Source organism: Williamsia sp. D3 (assembly GCF_000506245.1).
Taxonomy (GTDB): Bacteria; Actinomycetota; Actinomycetes; order Mycobacteriales; family Mycobacteriaceae; genus Williamsia; species Williamsia muralis.
Window position 1 is genome coordinate 354,325 of the sequence record NZ_AYTE01000031.1, and the last position, 14,449, is coordinate 368,773.

10 protein-coding genes and 1 pseudogene are annotated in these 14,449 nt (G+C 61.8%); 4 read left to right on the plus strand and 7 right to left on the minus strand.

Going from position 1 to position 14,449, the window contains the following annotated elements; all coding sequences use genetic code 11:
- Positions 1-12 precede the first annotated feature (12 nt).
- The 4 genes and pseudogenes from W823_RS49685 to W823_RS49700 all read right to left on the minus strand — a co-directional run bounded on the left by W823_RS49685 (position 13) and on the right by W823_RS49700 (position 4,920).
- A pseudogene (locus W823_RS49685) lies at positions 13-1,157 on the minus strand (acyl-CoA dehydrogenase family protein).
- A complete protein-coding gene (locus tag W823_RS49690) occupies positions 1,154-2,296 on the minus strand; it encodes an acyl-CoA dehydrogenase family protein (RefSeq protein WP_369792653.1) in 1,143 nt (380 codons plus the stop codon). The pseudogene W823_RS49685 and the gene W823_RS49690 overlap by 4 nt, the downstream one beginning before the upstream one ends.
- A gap of 142 nt (positions 2,297-2,438) precedes the next feature.
- Entirely contained in the window at positions 2,439-2,765 is a 327-nt protein-coding gene (locus W823_RS49695; protein WP_023960883.1) for a hypothetical protein, read from the minus strand.
- Between the two features lie 187 nt (positions 2,766-2,952).
- The gene (locus W823_RS49700) at positions 2,953-4,920 is read right to left on the minus strand and encodes a phage holin family protein (protein WP_023960885.1); all 1,968 of its coding nucleotides are present in this window, start codon (positions 4,918-4,920) and stop codon (positions 2,953-2,955) included.
- Between the two features lie 39 nt (positions 4,921-4,959).
- On the opposite strand from W823_RS49700, the gene W823_RS49705 reads away from it, so the two are divergent.
- A complete protein-coding gene (locus tag W823_RS49705) occupies positions 4,960-5,739 on the plus strand; it encodes an MBL fold metallo-hydrolase (protein ID WP_255326280.1) in 780 nt (259 codons plus the stop codon).
- Between the two features lie 47 nt (positions 5,740-5,786).
- Here the strand turns inward: W823_RS49705 and W823_RS49710 are convergent, their stop codons facing one another.
- Both W823_RS49710 and W823_RS49715 read right to left on the minus strand, forming a co-directional pair.
- A complete protein-coding gene (locus W823_RS49710) occupies positions 5,787-7,502 on the minus strand; it encodes an alpha/beta-hydrolase family protein (protein WP_023960889.1) in 1,716 nt (571 codons plus the stop codon).
- A 190-nt stretch (positions 7,503-7,692) separates the two neighbouring features.
- Entirely contained in the window at positions 7,693-8,379 is a 687-nt protein-coding gene (locus W823_RS49715; RefSeq protein ID WP_023960891.1) for a CPBP family intramembrane glutamic endopeptidase, read from the minus strand.
- Positions 8,380-8,683: 304 nt separating this feature from the next.
- On the opposite strand from W823_RS49715, the gene W823_RS49720 reads away from it, so the two are divergent.
- Positions 8,684-10,369 (plus strand): GAF domain-containing protein, encoded by a 1,686-nt coding sequence (locus tag W823_RS49720; protein ID WP_038254021.1) that lies wholly within the window; start codon positions 8,684-8,686, stop codon positions 10,367-10,369.
- 5 nt (positions 10,370-10,374) lie between these two features.
- Here W823_RS49720 and W823_RS49725 read toward each other — a convergent pair whose 3' ends face one another.
- A complete protein-coding gene (locus W823_RS49725; RefSeq protein ID WP_031332930.1) occupies positions 10,375-11,022 on the minus strand; it encodes a response regulator transcription factor in 648 nt (215 codons plus the stop codon).
- 304 nt (positions 11,023-11,326) lie between these two features.
- Here W823_RS49725 and W823_RS49730 point away from each other — a divergent pair, with 304 nt between their 5' ends.
- Together W823_RS49730 and W823_RS49735 are read left to right on the plus strand one after the other, a co-directional pair.
- Positions 11,327-11,710, plus strand: coding sequence for an SHOCT domain-containing protein (locus tag W823_RS49730; protein ID WP_023960897.1), 384 nt, complete (start codon positions 11,327-11,329; stop codon positions 11,708-11,710).
- 51 nt (positions 11,711-11,761) lie between these two features.
- Positions 11,762-14,398, plus strand: coding sequence for a LuxR C-terminal-related transcriptional regulator (locus tag W823_RS49735; protein WP_081729857.1), 2,637 nt, complete (start codon positions 11,762-11,764; stop codon positions 14,396-14,398).
- Positions 14,399-14,449: the final 51 nt, after the last annotated feature.

A 14,449-nucleotide genomic window follows, 5' to 3' on the forward strand; every position in this document is an offset into this window, starting at 1 on the left:
TCGTCCGAGCGCTCAGAGACCGAGAGACCGCCCGACGATCTCCCGCATGATCTCGTTGGTGCCGCCATAGATCCGTTGTACCCGGGCGTCTCGCCAGCGCCGCGACACCTCGAACTCGTCCATGTACCCGTAGCCGCCGAACAGCTGAAGACATCGGTCGAGCGCCTCGAACTCCAGCTCGGTGGTCCAGAACTTCGCGCCTGCCGCGTCCGCAGCCGACAGTTCTCCGCATTGTGGGCCTTGATGCACCGGTCGACGAATACTCGCGCGATAGACACCTTCGTCGACAACTCCGCCAACGCGAACTTGTTGGCCTGGAAGCTTCCGACCGGTTTGCCGAAAGCCGTTCGATCCTTGCCGTATTCAACCGCAAGATCGACTGCGTATTCTGCGCTGGCCACCGCGACCACCGACATCGACAGTCTCTCCTGCGCGAGGTTTTTCATCATGTAGTGCAGCCCCTTACCGGGCGTGCCGAGAACGTTGTCGCCGCTGACGTGTACATCGCTGAAGAACAGCTCGGCGGTGTCCTGCGCTTTGCGGCCGACCTTCTCCAATTTGCGCCCACGCTCGAATCCCTCCTGGCCTGCCTCCACCACGAACAGACCGAACCCACCGCCGTCCTCGTCGGGAATCCGGGCTGCAACGATGATCAGGTCGGCCTGGATCCCGCTCGTGATGAAGATCTTCGAACCCGTGAGTCGCCAGTCGTCCCCCACCCGCTTTGCTGTGGTCTTGATCGCTCGCAGGTCAGATCCGGTGCCCGGTTCACTCATGGCAATCGCGATGACGCTGTCGCCCTGCACTATTCCCGGAACCCACCTCTGCTGCTGCTCGGTGTCGGCAATGTCGAGGTAGTAGGGCAGGACAATGTCGTTGGTGAGCGAGAACCCATCTCCGACGGTTCCCGTCCGGACCACTTCCTCGTTGAGGACCGCGTTGAACCGGAAGTCACGCAATCCACCCCCACCCAGCGCCTCGGGCGCGCTGAAGCCGACAAGGCCCTGCGATGCCGCCGACTTCCAGAAAGATCGATCCACCAGGCCCTCGGCTTCCCAGCGCGCCGTGTGGGGCACGGCCTCCTTCTCGAGAAAACCCCGCACCGAATCGCGGAACGCCTCGTGTTCGGGCTCGAAGATGTCGCGATCGAAACTCACAGACCCATACCCTTTCCGATGATCTCGCGCATGATCTCACTCGTTCCGCCGTAGATGCGCTGCACACGAGCGTCGACAAATGCGCGCGCGATCGGGTACTCGGTCATGAACCCGTAACCGCCGAACATCTGGAGGCACTGGTCGGTGACGCGACCTTGGATCTCGGTGGCAGCGAGTTTTGCCATGGCCGCTCGGTCGGGTGTCAGCCGACCGAGCACGTGCTCGCGCAGGCAGCTACGGACAAACGTTTCGAGCATCTCCACCTCGGTGCGAGCGCCGGCCAGTGTAAATCGGGTGTTCTGAAACGACGAGATCGGTTTACCGAATGCCTGGCGCTCGCGAACATAAGCAATCGCCAGATCGACTGCTCTGCCCGCCGACGCGGTGCTCGCGATCGCAATCGTCAGCCGTTCCTGCGCCAAATTCGATACGAGGGCCTTGAAGCCGCCGCCCAACTCTCCCAGCAGGTTTGTCGCCGGGACGCGGGCGTTGTCGAAGAAGAGTTCCGCAGTGTCCTGACCGTGCATCCCGATCTTGTCGAGGTTGCGACCACGCGCGAACCCCGGAGTATCACGCTCGACCACAAACAGCGACAATCCTCCATGTCGGGAGCCGGAGTCCGAACGCGCAGCAACGATCACCACGTCGGCGTTCACACCGTTCGAGATGAACGTTTTTGCCCCGTTGAGGACAAAATGATCGCCGTCAGCAACAGCAGTCGTCGCAATACCGGCCAGGTCCGAGCCCGTTCCGGGCTCGGTCATCGCGATCGCCGCGATCAGTTCGCCAGATGCCAACCCGGGCAACCATCGCCTTTTCTGCTCGTCGTTGGCGTACCGCACGAAGTACGGGATGCAGATGTCGTTGTGGAGGTTGATACCGAACGAGACCACGCCGGCACGGGCGATTTCCTCTGCGATCACAGCGTTGAACCGAAAGTCCTCGACTCCGCCACCGCCGTATTCCTCGGCGATCTCCATGCCGAGGAAGCCGTGGGTCCCCGCCTCGCTGAACAGACTGCGGGGCAGAATGCCTTGCTTCTCCCACTCGAGGTAGCCAGGGACGACACGGGAGTCGAGAAATGCGCGAAAACTTATACGCAAATCTTGGTGCTCGTCTTCGTAGACAGAATCTGAGATTGGGGCAATCGTGGTGGCCATCGCCATACCATACTAGTCGTCTATACACTTTGTATAGTGCTCCAGACAGGCCTTCAAGCATGTGTTGTTCGAATCTGTGACCGGCAAAGCGCAACGGCACCTATGACCGAGGCACCATCTGTCAGTCGAACTCGCCGGGAAATCGGTTGCGCAAGGCATTGATCTGTCGCTTCAGTTCCTCGATCTCTCGGTGCACTACTAAGGCGCGCGTCCTGTGGCGTTCGTGGTCGGCGGCCCACTCGAGTCGACGGATCCAGCCCTCGAGTTCTCGCGCGAGGTAACGCGCTTGGGCGGCATCGGCGTCCGCGCTTGGTGCGGGCCGCGACTCCAGATCTGATGGCGACAGGTAGTAGGACCGTGGCTGCAGACGCCGTTGCGTGATCGACATGATGCGCAAAGTCACCGATTTTCGGTCGACAGCAGGATCTGAATGCTCAACAGTCGTCATCGGCCACTCCTCCTCTGGACGGAATCCAAGTATCCGGGGACGGAACCGAGCTTTCTTCACCTTTTCAGAGTGACTCCGCTCGAGACTCGTTTGAAGGCAGGCGGCGTCAGGACGCAGCGGCCGCAGGCGATTCCGCATCAATGGGTTCAGCGATCAGAAACCGGAACTCGAGCTAACACCGCACATGTCAGTGGTGGTCTCGCCAGCCCACCAAGACGGCATGTACTGCCTCGGCACCACGGAGTTCCTCTGGAGGGGCGGGCAGGTCGGTCGGAAACATCAGAAACGGCTCGCTTTGTGGCCCGCCCATACCCCCGTGCGAGCCCACCTGGTTCTCGAAAGCCGCGACCTCGTCGGTGTCGGGCCAGTAGTTGCCCCCCACCATGATGTCGGCAACGTTGTCGAAGCTGTCGGTTCGGCGGATCTTGTCGAGTGCATCCTCACCGAACAGAGCGAGTGGGTCGGCACCTTCGACAACTCCCGTTTCGACGTCGACCGATCCGTTTGGGCCGAGGACCACCGACTCCATGGGCGAACGGGCTACGAGTAGGAATCCGATACCGGGATGCGCGCGCAAGGAGCCGAGAAGTTCCGGATGGTTGTCCTCAATGGTCGCGATGGTCGCGCGACCATCTATCCCAGGGAAACTGATCAGGCCCAGGTTTCCTGATCCGAGCACCACCGGGAGGCCTTCGTCCGCCGCTTTCTGCTGCGCGGGCTCTTTCGGTGATCGGACACTCGCCACTGCGTAATCGGCGCCTTCGCCGGACGGCTGCTCATCGTCAGTCCCAACAGACGCACCGGTACCGGCCAGTCGCATGACAACCTGCTCGAGGGTCTCGCCGTATCGCTGGAGAAACGTCGCTCCCTGGCTCTGCCCGTGATCGGACAAGATGACCACCCGATATCTCCGATCCGCCTGAGCGATGACGGCGACGAGCATCTGGATCACCTTGTCGATCTTGGTGAGGACCGCCAAGGTCTCGGGCCGTGAGACGCCGGAGTGATGCGATACCTCGTCGTAGCCGATCAGATCGAGGTAGATGATGTCTCGCCCCCGGATGAGGTCACCGACGACAGCAGCGGTTGTCACGTCGGTTGCCAGGACGTTGGCGAACGCACGGACAAGCGGATAAGTACCGCCGCGCCGAACCCGCGGACGGATGTCCGTGCGGCGCTGATGCCACGACTGGCGATACTCACGCTGGAGTTCGGCCACCATCCCCAGCACTGTGCGGAGCGTGCTCGAAGGGTCGCTGAAGTACGACGAATATCCTGCGCCGCCCCCGAGCCGGGCACCTTTGAGCCGACTCACGACCAGAACGTTGTCGTCGGCACCGCCTGTGAACAGATTGCCGCGGCTCGCACCACCTTTGGCCAGCAGACCTGGTGTCCCAGCTCGCTCGGCTTCGCGTTCCTCGTTGTCTCGCGGATTGCTGAAGACGGCGATCTTGCCATTTGTCTTGTCGTACCACCGGAACGCCGGCACATTGTGGTTGGAGCCGTGGAGAATGCCGAGCTGACTCGCGCCGGTCTGGCTGCTCCAATCGGTGTGCCAACGCATCAGTGTGTGAGTGTCGCGGACCATCGCGGCCAGGCCAGGCGTGACCCCGTCTGCGATGGCGCGCCGAAGAACGCCGTGCCCCAGCCCATCGATCTGGATGCACAGCAAGCCCGGCTCGGTGTGAACGGGCGCGTGAGTACGCCGAATGCGTTGTCGCCGAACCTGCATCAGCCGGTAGGCGGTATTCGAGCGCGACGCGATCGCACCGCCGACGACAGAGGTGAACGAAGACAGGAGAGCAGCTGTCACGACAGCGTCCCAAATGTTTTCGACGGAAGCCAGTGCGACGATGTTCAAGGTGAGGAGCATGATGACGCCGCTGACCAGAAAGACGAGCAGAAAGAGTGCGGCAGGCCCTATCCACGACATCAGCCTGATGATCACCGGCCACAGGACCGCGTTCAGTACACCGAAGACTAGCCCGACAGCCAGAGCGGACGGCAGCTTGGCCCATACGGTGTTGCCGGAGTTCACCGAGCTCAGGGCAATCCCGTCGAACAGCGCGTCCAGAAACAAGATCGCGATGGCCGACATTAGCCACAACGTCAGGAACTCGAGGAGAAGACCAAACAGCTTGGCTGTGGCGCGCATGGCATTCCCTTCGGCCTGTTGTCTGGGATCGTAATGTGCGTGGACGACTCACCGCGCAGAATCAGCGGCCCGACCTTGCGGTGGCTCGGGCATGCGACCGTGATGCTCGTCGACCGCGGCACCGCGGTGCTGACCGACCCACTGCTGACTGCGCGGGTCGCCCATCTCCGGCGTCGCCGCGGGCCGGTACCGGTTCTGTCCGCAGTCGACAACCCAGATGTTGTCCTGTTGTCGCATCTGCACGCCGATCACACGCATCTGCCGTCGTTGCGGCTGCTGTCCCAGCGGGTTCCGATTGTGGTGCCTGCGGGCGCTCCCGACGCACTGCCCGAACTCCGTAAGGTCGGATCGCGGTTGATCGAGGTGCGGGCAGGCGACCAGGTGGCCATCGGCGGGTTGTCCATCCTTGCTGTGCCGGCAGACCATGATGGCCGGAGGTGGCGCCATGGACCTCGGAACATCCCGGCGCTGGGGTACGTAATCGAGGGCGATCAACGCACCTACTTCGCCGGTGACACCGACTTCTACCCCGACATGGCCCAATGGGTGTCCGCCATTGATCTGGCCCTGCTCCCAGTGGCCGGGTGGGGTCCGACATTGGGTGCGGGACACATGGATCCGCCGAAAGCGGTGCGTGCGGCGGAAGCCGTGTCGGCCCGGCTCGCCGTGCCCATCCACTTCGGGACGCTGTGGCCGATCGGGATGGGGAGAGTTCGGTCGTCGCTGTTTCACGATCCAGGCGCCGAGTTCGTACGCTTGGCCACCATTGCCGGACTGCAGGCAACGGAAATGGTCCCTGGCAGCATGATCGACCTCTGAACCGAACCCGAGTCGCTGGCGCAGAACCCGGGGGTCGTGTGTCGGATCTACCCGTCCTCGCCTTTGCCCGCCAGCACGACACGGAGGCGATCGGTGTCCTGTGCGGTCCATCCTTCCGGCGAAAGGATGGCGACCCAAGCATCGGCGATGTCGACGACGTACTTGTGACCGTGCCCGTCAGGAACATTCGTTGAGACCGCCATGTCCGCCGCGACCTGCAGGAAGGTCACGAAGGGAAACCATCTCGTACTGTCGAGCACGTCGTACCCGCGATGCTCCTCGAGCCAATCCGGTTTCTGCAGAATGAGTTCCGGAGACCACCAGACGATGGGGTCGGAGGGATGTTGCAGGTAGATCATTCGCGGTCGGTCCCACGCGGTGTCCGGATGGGTGAGATCGACGGGGGCTTTCGCCCCGAACCGGACCGTCTCACCTTGTTCGTACACCGGCAACCACTCGGGTGAGCCCGGGTCGCGGTTCGTGGTCACATCGGTCCAGATGTCATTCGCGTTCGGTGGACCCGTGAACAGCACGCCGTCCGTGCGTGCAGCGATGTCGTCGACGCCACCGAACGCACTTTCTCCGCCGAAGGATCCGAGGCTCTCGCCCATCACCACGAGTTTGGGTCGTGACTCCGGCGGCAGCTTCTCCCATTTCTCGTACACGGCGTCGAACTGGGCCTTGCCGGCCTGTCCGGCGCGTTCGCGGTCGACGAGGAAAGACAGCCAACTCGGAAGGTATGAGTACTGCAAACCGACGATCGCTGTGTCCCCGTTGTACATGTATTCCAGTGTGGAAGCCAGGCTTTCGTTGATCCAACCAGTACCGGTGGTGGTGGCCACCCCGACCACAGCTCGATCAAAACCCCCGGCACGCTCGAGTTCGTCTGCGGCCAGCTGAGCGTTCTCGCGGATCGTGTCGCCTCCGCTCGCGAGACCGGCGTAGGCCCGGATCGGCTCAAGCGCGGGACGACCATCATTGAACTCCGACAACTCATCCACAGTCGGGCCTCTGGAGACGAATGCGCGACCCTGACGTCCCAATGAGTCCCACGAGACCAACGAACCAGGGCCGCCTGACCGCATGGTGGAGGACGGCGGATCATCACCCGCCTTGGTCTCTTCGTTGACAGCGGCAAACGAGTCGTTGAGTCCGGCCATGATCGTTCGAACAGCGATGCCGTTGATGATCGTGAACAGCAGTGCAACTGTCAGCACTCCGATGACCGCTGCGGATATCCGACGAGGAACCACACGACTCACCTTGCGCTCGACCCATCGAACAGCTCGCAGCAGCACCCGAGCCAGTGCCACTAGACCCACGAAGACCACTATCGTCACGACCGCCATGAGCACGTACCCGGATCGCGGGAAAGGCTCCGCGCTCATGAGGTTCCGCAATTCTGACTGCCACTTCGAGAACCAGACCAGCACCGCTCCGGTACCGACGATCGCGAGGACCCAGGCCACCCGGCGAACATGCATCTTCACCCTCGCAGGCGCCTCGCGTTGCACCAGGTAGCGCAGCAACTTGGATCCGAGAAATCCGATGACGTAACCGATTGCAGCCGATCCACCCGTCACCAGCCCCTGAAAGAATGGCCCGCGAGGCAGGAGCGTAGGCGTCAGTGAAAGCCACGCGAAAACAACGGCTATAACCAGCCCCCCGAAGGCATACCTGTCGGGCAGCCAGCGACGATAGAGCGGCGACCGGGTCGGGACAACGTCGCGCCCGTGCGCGCCGTTTGTCACCTCGGTCGGCACCCACAGAGTGTAGCCGTCATCTATTCATCGCGGCGGCGTTATCGATGTCCTCGACGCGCCAGCGCGAGCGAGTCGAACGTTCGAGGCGGACACCGTGAAAATCGTTGCTGGAACGTCATTTTGATACACATTCCTCGGCCGTTGTGTGTTTCTTTCAACTAAACGACCGCCCGCAGAACGCTTCTCGAGATCAGCCCGACAGTTGCCATGCGATCGCAGCGCCGAGCGCCCCAGTTCCGTTGAGGGCCCAGTGCAGAGAGATGGGCGCCAGCAGACTGTCGCTGCGCCGTCTGAGCCAGATGAACGCCAGGCCCGCACAGGAAGTGATGACCACCGCACCGACGATGCCGACCATTTTCGCGGCAAGTCCTGACCCGACCAGCTCGGTCAAACCCTCGTTACCTGCGGCGAGGCCCGTGGATGACGCGATGTGCCACAGGCCGAAAAGGATCGCGCCGACCACGTACGTGACGCGTGGGGATGCAATCCGTGTCAGTGACGAGTCGAGCGCGCCGCGAAACAGCAGTTCCTCCGGAATGACGGTCTGCAGAGGAATCACGACAAACGCACTCCACACTGCAAGCGCGACAGTGTCATATCGATCGGACAGGTAGAACGACCGGGTGAACGGAAGAAGCGCGCCACCGATGGCGATGACCGCGACGGCAATCACCGTCGGTACGGCGTACTTGAGGCCGCCGCTCACTTGGCCACGCGCCAAACCCATCTCGTGCCAGGTGAAGCCACGCCACCGCAAGTACGCAACAACCACGACCGATCCCATCGGAACTATCAGATAGGTGGCGTTGTCGATCAGGAAGTGAGCAAGCGCGTTGATGGTCAGCAGTGCCCCGATCACCGCTGCCGCGTCGCGCATCTTCGCACTGTAGCCCCGACGGGCGGGCGCGGTCCCGTCTTACTTCTCCTGGACCGGGCACTGATCTGACGGCACCGACAACGCATCTCTTTTTTAGCAACCGGCACTAACAATGCCGAATGGGCAAACTAAAAAAAGGCTTGTTGTCTCTTTGAATACCACGTCCACGGTGTCCATATCGGTGTCGCAAAATTGATTACCTCGCTACGCTGCTCCCACGCGTTGTTGATCTCGCAGCACGCGGCCCTGGGAGTTCGCGATGAAATCGTCGACCGAAAAACCGCCGTCACCGACGACTGGCCTCATGACCAGAACCCACTCGCGGCTCCGGTCCCTGATCGCAGAGGCATCCGAACAGATCGGGCGAGTGGCTGTCGCGGAAAACCGAACGGATGAACTCGTCGACGCGCTCCTCACGGTGGCGGCCGACCTCGATCTCGAAGCAACTCTGCGGTCGATAGTGGCGTCCGCGGTCACACTGACCGACGCCAGATATGGCGCACTCGGCGTGTGGAACGCCGACCGCACATTCGCCGCATTCATCCACCAAGGCATCGGCGAGGACACACAGGCCAGGATCGGCGCGTTACCGATTGGGCGAGGGTTGCTGGGACTGGTGGCCGAAACGCCCGGGGTGGTACGCCTCGACAACTTGACCCATCACAACAGTTTCATCGGTTTTCCACCGCACCACCCCCCGATGGCGTCGTTCCTGGGGTGCCAGATCCGGGCGGGCGACGAGGTGTTCGGCAGTTTGTACCTGGCGGAGAAGAATGGGCGCGGGCCCTTCACCGAAGACGACGAGAACATGGTCCGCACTGTCGCGCTGTCTGCGGCGATCGCGATCGACCACGCGCGCGTACACGCTGAAGCGCACAGTCAGTTGGAGTGGACCGAAGCAACCCGTGACGCGCTCACACAGCTGATGACCGGCGTCGAGGTGGGACAAGTCCTGTCGACGATTGCACGAAACCTGGTCCGTCTCACGTCCGCCGATACGGTCATCGTCGCGCAACCCCTGGACACCGAGCAACCCTGCGAAGCGGTGAGCGAGGTGGCGATCGCGGCGATCGCGGGCAACGGCGGGTCGATGTCGAATGGCCAGACATTTTCCGTGGATCTGTCGCTGCCCGGCCCCGCATTTGCCATTGCAGATCCAATGTCCGAGCACAGCGCAAGCCTGGAAGGCTACGTCAGCGTGTTCGGCGCAAGTGGGCCGGCCATGGTCGTGCCACTGAACACCGACCAATCGATCTTCGGCGTTGTACTCCTGTCACGCACCGAAGGGAGCACCCCGTTCACCCAAGAAACGTTGGTCAGCTCGGCCAAGTACGCCGATCAGGTTGCACTGGGCCTGTCGATGGCGGCCGAGGTTCAACGCAGTCGGAATCTCGAGGTCATGGCGGACCGAGAACGCATCGCTCGTGTTCTCCACGATCACGTGATCCAGCGCATCTTCGCGGCAGGGATGAGTCTGCACGGCACCCTGCAGCGGGCACAATCGCCAACGGTTCAGCGACGGCTGACCGAAACGGTGAACGATCTCCAGGACATCATCCAGGAGATCCGCACCACCATCTTCGATCTACAACCAGATGGGCACGAGTCGACACGTCTGCGACAACGAATACACGAGGTGATTGACCAGCAGACCCGTGACTACGCCGGACGAACGTTTGTGAGGATGTCCGGACCACTGTCGGTGGTCGAACCGCGACTGGCCGACAATGCTGTGGCCGTCGTTCGCGAAGGGGTGAGCAACGCAGTGCGCTACGCCAGTCCCGACACCATCACCGTCATCGTCTCACTGGACGACAATCTTGTGATCGAGGTTTCCGACGATGGTGTAGGGATGGGCGACGACGTGACCCCCGGAGGTCTGATCAACCTGCGCGACAGAGCCCGCGACCTCGGGGGCGATCTGATCTTCACCCCGAGAACAGCAGGTTCGGGTGTGATGCTGAAGTGGTGGGTCCCTCTGGACCCGTAGCAAAGTCAGCCCCGCGTCCTACGCTCATTCGCGAGCTTGGAAGCGTAGATCGCCGCTTGGGTTCGACGTTCCATACCCAGTTTGGCCAGGAGTCGCGAGACGTAGTTCTTGACGGTCTTCTCCGCCAGATGCATTCGCTCTGCTATCTGCCGATTGGTCAATCCCTCGCCCAGCAAGGTCAGCAGTGCGCGTTCCTGTTCGGTGAGGCCGTCGAGACGCCCGGCGGAATCGTGCCCGCTGCGAACCCGTTCCATGAGAGCTGCGGCGGCGCGATTGTCCAAGAGTGACTTGCCGGAGCCCACGTCTCGGATGGCCTTGGTCAGATCCATCCCGGTGATGTCTTTGACCACATACCCGCTCGCACCGGCCATGATCGCGTCGACCATCGCTTCGTCGTCGGTGTACGAGGTGAGAATCAGGCATCGCAGACTGTCGAGTTCGCTCAGCAATTCCCTGCAGAGGTCGATACCGCTGCCGTCAGGCATTCGAACGTCGAGCACCGCGACATCTGGTCTGAGCGCCGGCACCCGGACTCGTGCCTGGGCACATGTTCCGACATCGCCGACAACGGAGAGTTCGGAGTCGGAGTTGATCAGCTCGATCAGACCACGACGAACGACTTCGTGGTCATCTGCCAAAAACACTGAGATGATGATTGAACTCCTCGCGAGTGCCGGCACGAGCTGCCTGTTCAGTGTAGGGCTGGTGCGCCCCCTCGGGGGCGATGCTCCCCATCATTCAATTGAGTCGCCCCCTCGGATAGGGCCGAAGGTCATCAGTCAAATTAACTCGATATGGCGCTGCAAATCATGAGGAGTGGGCCATTCGGCCTGGATTCATGTGACTTTGTGCCCTGGCACCGGTCTCAGAACAGGTGATGAACTGGGCCCACGAGTCAAAGACACTTGTCGTTGTGCCTTCTCTCACCACGTCCGTCAAAACGAAGCGGGGCCAGAAATGTGGGATTCTTTTTGGGACTTCATGTGGTACACCATCATCATATTTGCTTTCGTTGCCTATCTGATGATCCTGTTCCACGTCGTGGGCGATCTCTTCCGCGACGAGTCGTTGTCCGGTTGGGCGAAAACAGCATGGATATTGTTTCTGGTCTTCATCCCCTACATCGCGTTGTTCGTGTACCTCATCGCACGTGGTAGCGGCATGGCGAAGCGATCGGCCGCCGCACACGAGGCCGCCCGTCAACAGGCGGACCAATACATTCGGCAGGCCGCAGGTACATCGCCTGCCGACCAGATCTCCACTGCCAAAGGCCTACTCGACGAAGGGGTCATCGACCGAGCGGAGTTCGAGCAACTCAAGAGCGCAGCGATGAGCGCTTAGAGGGCGGGCCGTGCCAGCCGGGGTTCTCAGTCGTGCCCACGCCGTCGGGAGGTGAACGGGTTGCCCCAAACGCACAGCGACATCCGTATTCACGGGAGCCGCACCCGTATACCTTCGCTGAACCGATCAATCGTCCACCGTCAGAGGCTGCTCGACATTCTTGATTGTTCGGTGGCGGATCCGCAACAACGCACGACATTGATCACGGGTCCCGCCGGGGCCGGGAAGACAACACTGCTCGCGGACTGGGCGGCTGCGCGCACCGACAGTGCCACTCCGCTGGCCTGGCTGACGATCGACGACGCCGACAACAGTGTCGAGGCGCTCTGCGCGGCACTCAGGCAGGCAGTCGGTACCGCTGTTCAGTCGTCCCGCTCGATAACGGGTTCGGAGATCACCGAGCCGGTGGACTCGGACCGTGAGGATATGAGCATCGGCTTGAGCGAGATACTCGACGCCAGCGGCCTGTGTGTGGTCATCGACGAGGCACATCTCCTCAGAGAACCCGCCCCGTTGGCGATGCTGGCCCGATTGTTGCGGTGGGCGCCCGATACCGTCCACTTTTTCATCGCCGGACGGTTCGAGCCCCCATTGGCCTTGTACCGGGCCCGTCTGTCGTTGTCCCTGACCGAAATCGATTTCACCGCTTTGGCTTTCAGTGAGTCCGAGGCCGCGGACCTCTTCCGGAACCAGGGCGCGGAAGTATCTCGGTCCGAACTGACATCTTTGATGCAGTGGACCGAAGGCTGGGCCGCTGGGCTACAGCTGGCGGCCTTGGCCTCCTCCCGCTCATCGTCCAGCTTCGTGGGTTCAGCCGACTTCCTGGGCGACGGCAGATCGCTCACCGACTACGTCGTGGGTGAGTTTCTCTCGGTGCTGAGTGGACCTGCACGGCAGTTGCTCGTGATGACCTCGATCCTGGAGACCTTCTCGGCCGACCTGGCCGTGAGGCTGTCGAGGAACAACAAGGCGCAGCATCTCCTCGATCAGTTGGCGCACAACGGGTTCTTGCTTCATCGATCACAGTGCCGAATGGTGGTGTCCTACCGCCTGCACCCTCTGATCCGACGACAGCTGCGGGCAGAGATCGAGCTACTCGATGAGAACCTTCGGCTGTCAATCGAAAGAGACGCTGTCACATGGCATCTCGATACGGGCCAACCCGTCGAGGCCCTCCGGTGTGCGATAGCCGCGAACAACGGTGAGCTCGTCCTCGACGTCATCGATCGTTGCGGGATCGAAGTGTTGATCTCCACCGGGGGACAATTGATCGAGATGCTTGATCCGGTTCCGGTGCCGATACAAAAGACGAAGGCGATCAGACTGTTGACGGCCTCCGCCCACATCGGCAACGGGGATGTCGCAGCCGCGTCGGCATTGCTCAAGATGATCGGCACCCGCACGAATCCAGATGCAACGGCCACCGAGAAATTGCTACACGAGACACTCCGGACGCAGGTGGTTCTCTGCGGAGAAGCGGTGTCACGATCAGATGTGGAAGTCGAGCTCGCTCACCTGGCAGGGCTTGTCGAACACTCCGGGTCAGAAATCTCGCCCGACGGGCAGGCATACATTCTCCTTCATGCCGCTGTCGCCGAGATAGTCCTGGGCCGACTCGACTCGGCCGAACGCAAGGTGATCGGAGCACTGGGGCGAGCGCAGATGTCTGGGTCGTCGGCCGCTCTGATGCATTGTTATGGAATAAAATCCGTGCTGTGTCTGCTACGGGGCCGATTGTCCAGCAGCCTGTCTGCGGTCGAGCAGTGTCTGGCGTTGGCCGTACGTATCGGCGCCACCCGGGCGATCACCCCCAGCATCGCAATCCTGGTCAGGGATTACACAAAGCACTTGAGAATCGAGCCCCTCCCCGCTCATCCCCCGTGCGAATGCATCGATCTCACCGGCAGCGCGTTCGGGTTCGTCTCGGAGGCGGCGATCAGGATGGCGGTTCTTCTCGTCGATCCGGGACCAGGTGCGGGCACCCGCGGGCGTCTGACGCCGAATCACCCACCTGATCGTGACCCTCTGCCGGCGAGCCTGCACGCGTTGCTTGCCGCAGAAACACAACAACTGCTCTTGTCCGGCGGCAACTACTCTCAGGCCCACCAGTACGCGTCGTATATGCGCACCCTGCTACCCGGGAACGCGGAGGGCGCAGTGCTTGCCGCGATGCACCGCCTCAGCGTCGGCCGAAAGGCCTCCGCCGATGCCGCGCTGGCTCCGGCACTCGACGGCCTGCCTTCTGCGCATCCTGTCAGCATGGTGTGGATACACCTGATGCACGCGGTCCTCATCGAGTCGGTTGATCCCAAACAGACATTCCAGGCGCTGATGACTGCAGTCGAATACGCTGAGCCTGAGCAGATCTCGCGGCCATTCTGGCTGTTGCGTTCGCCGATACGGTCGCTGTTGATACGCCACCGCGGCCGGTTCGGTGCGTCTGAGTCGTACGCCGTTCATCTTCGGTCGCTCATGGAAGAAGAGGCCACACCAAGTGTGTTCCTGAGTCCGCGGGAGCTGGACGTTCTACGCGAACTGGCCTCCTCTCGCCCGGCCAGTGTCATAGCCGCCGATCTGTCCATATCGGTGAACACCGCAAAAACGCATCTGCGTGGCATCTACCGAAAGTTGGGAGTGTCCAACAAGTGGGACGCCTTGACGGTCGCGCAGAACTCCGGGCTTCTATGAGTGCAGCAGGCGCGTGTTCACCCGTAACGGGTGAAGAACGTCGAGTGCCGA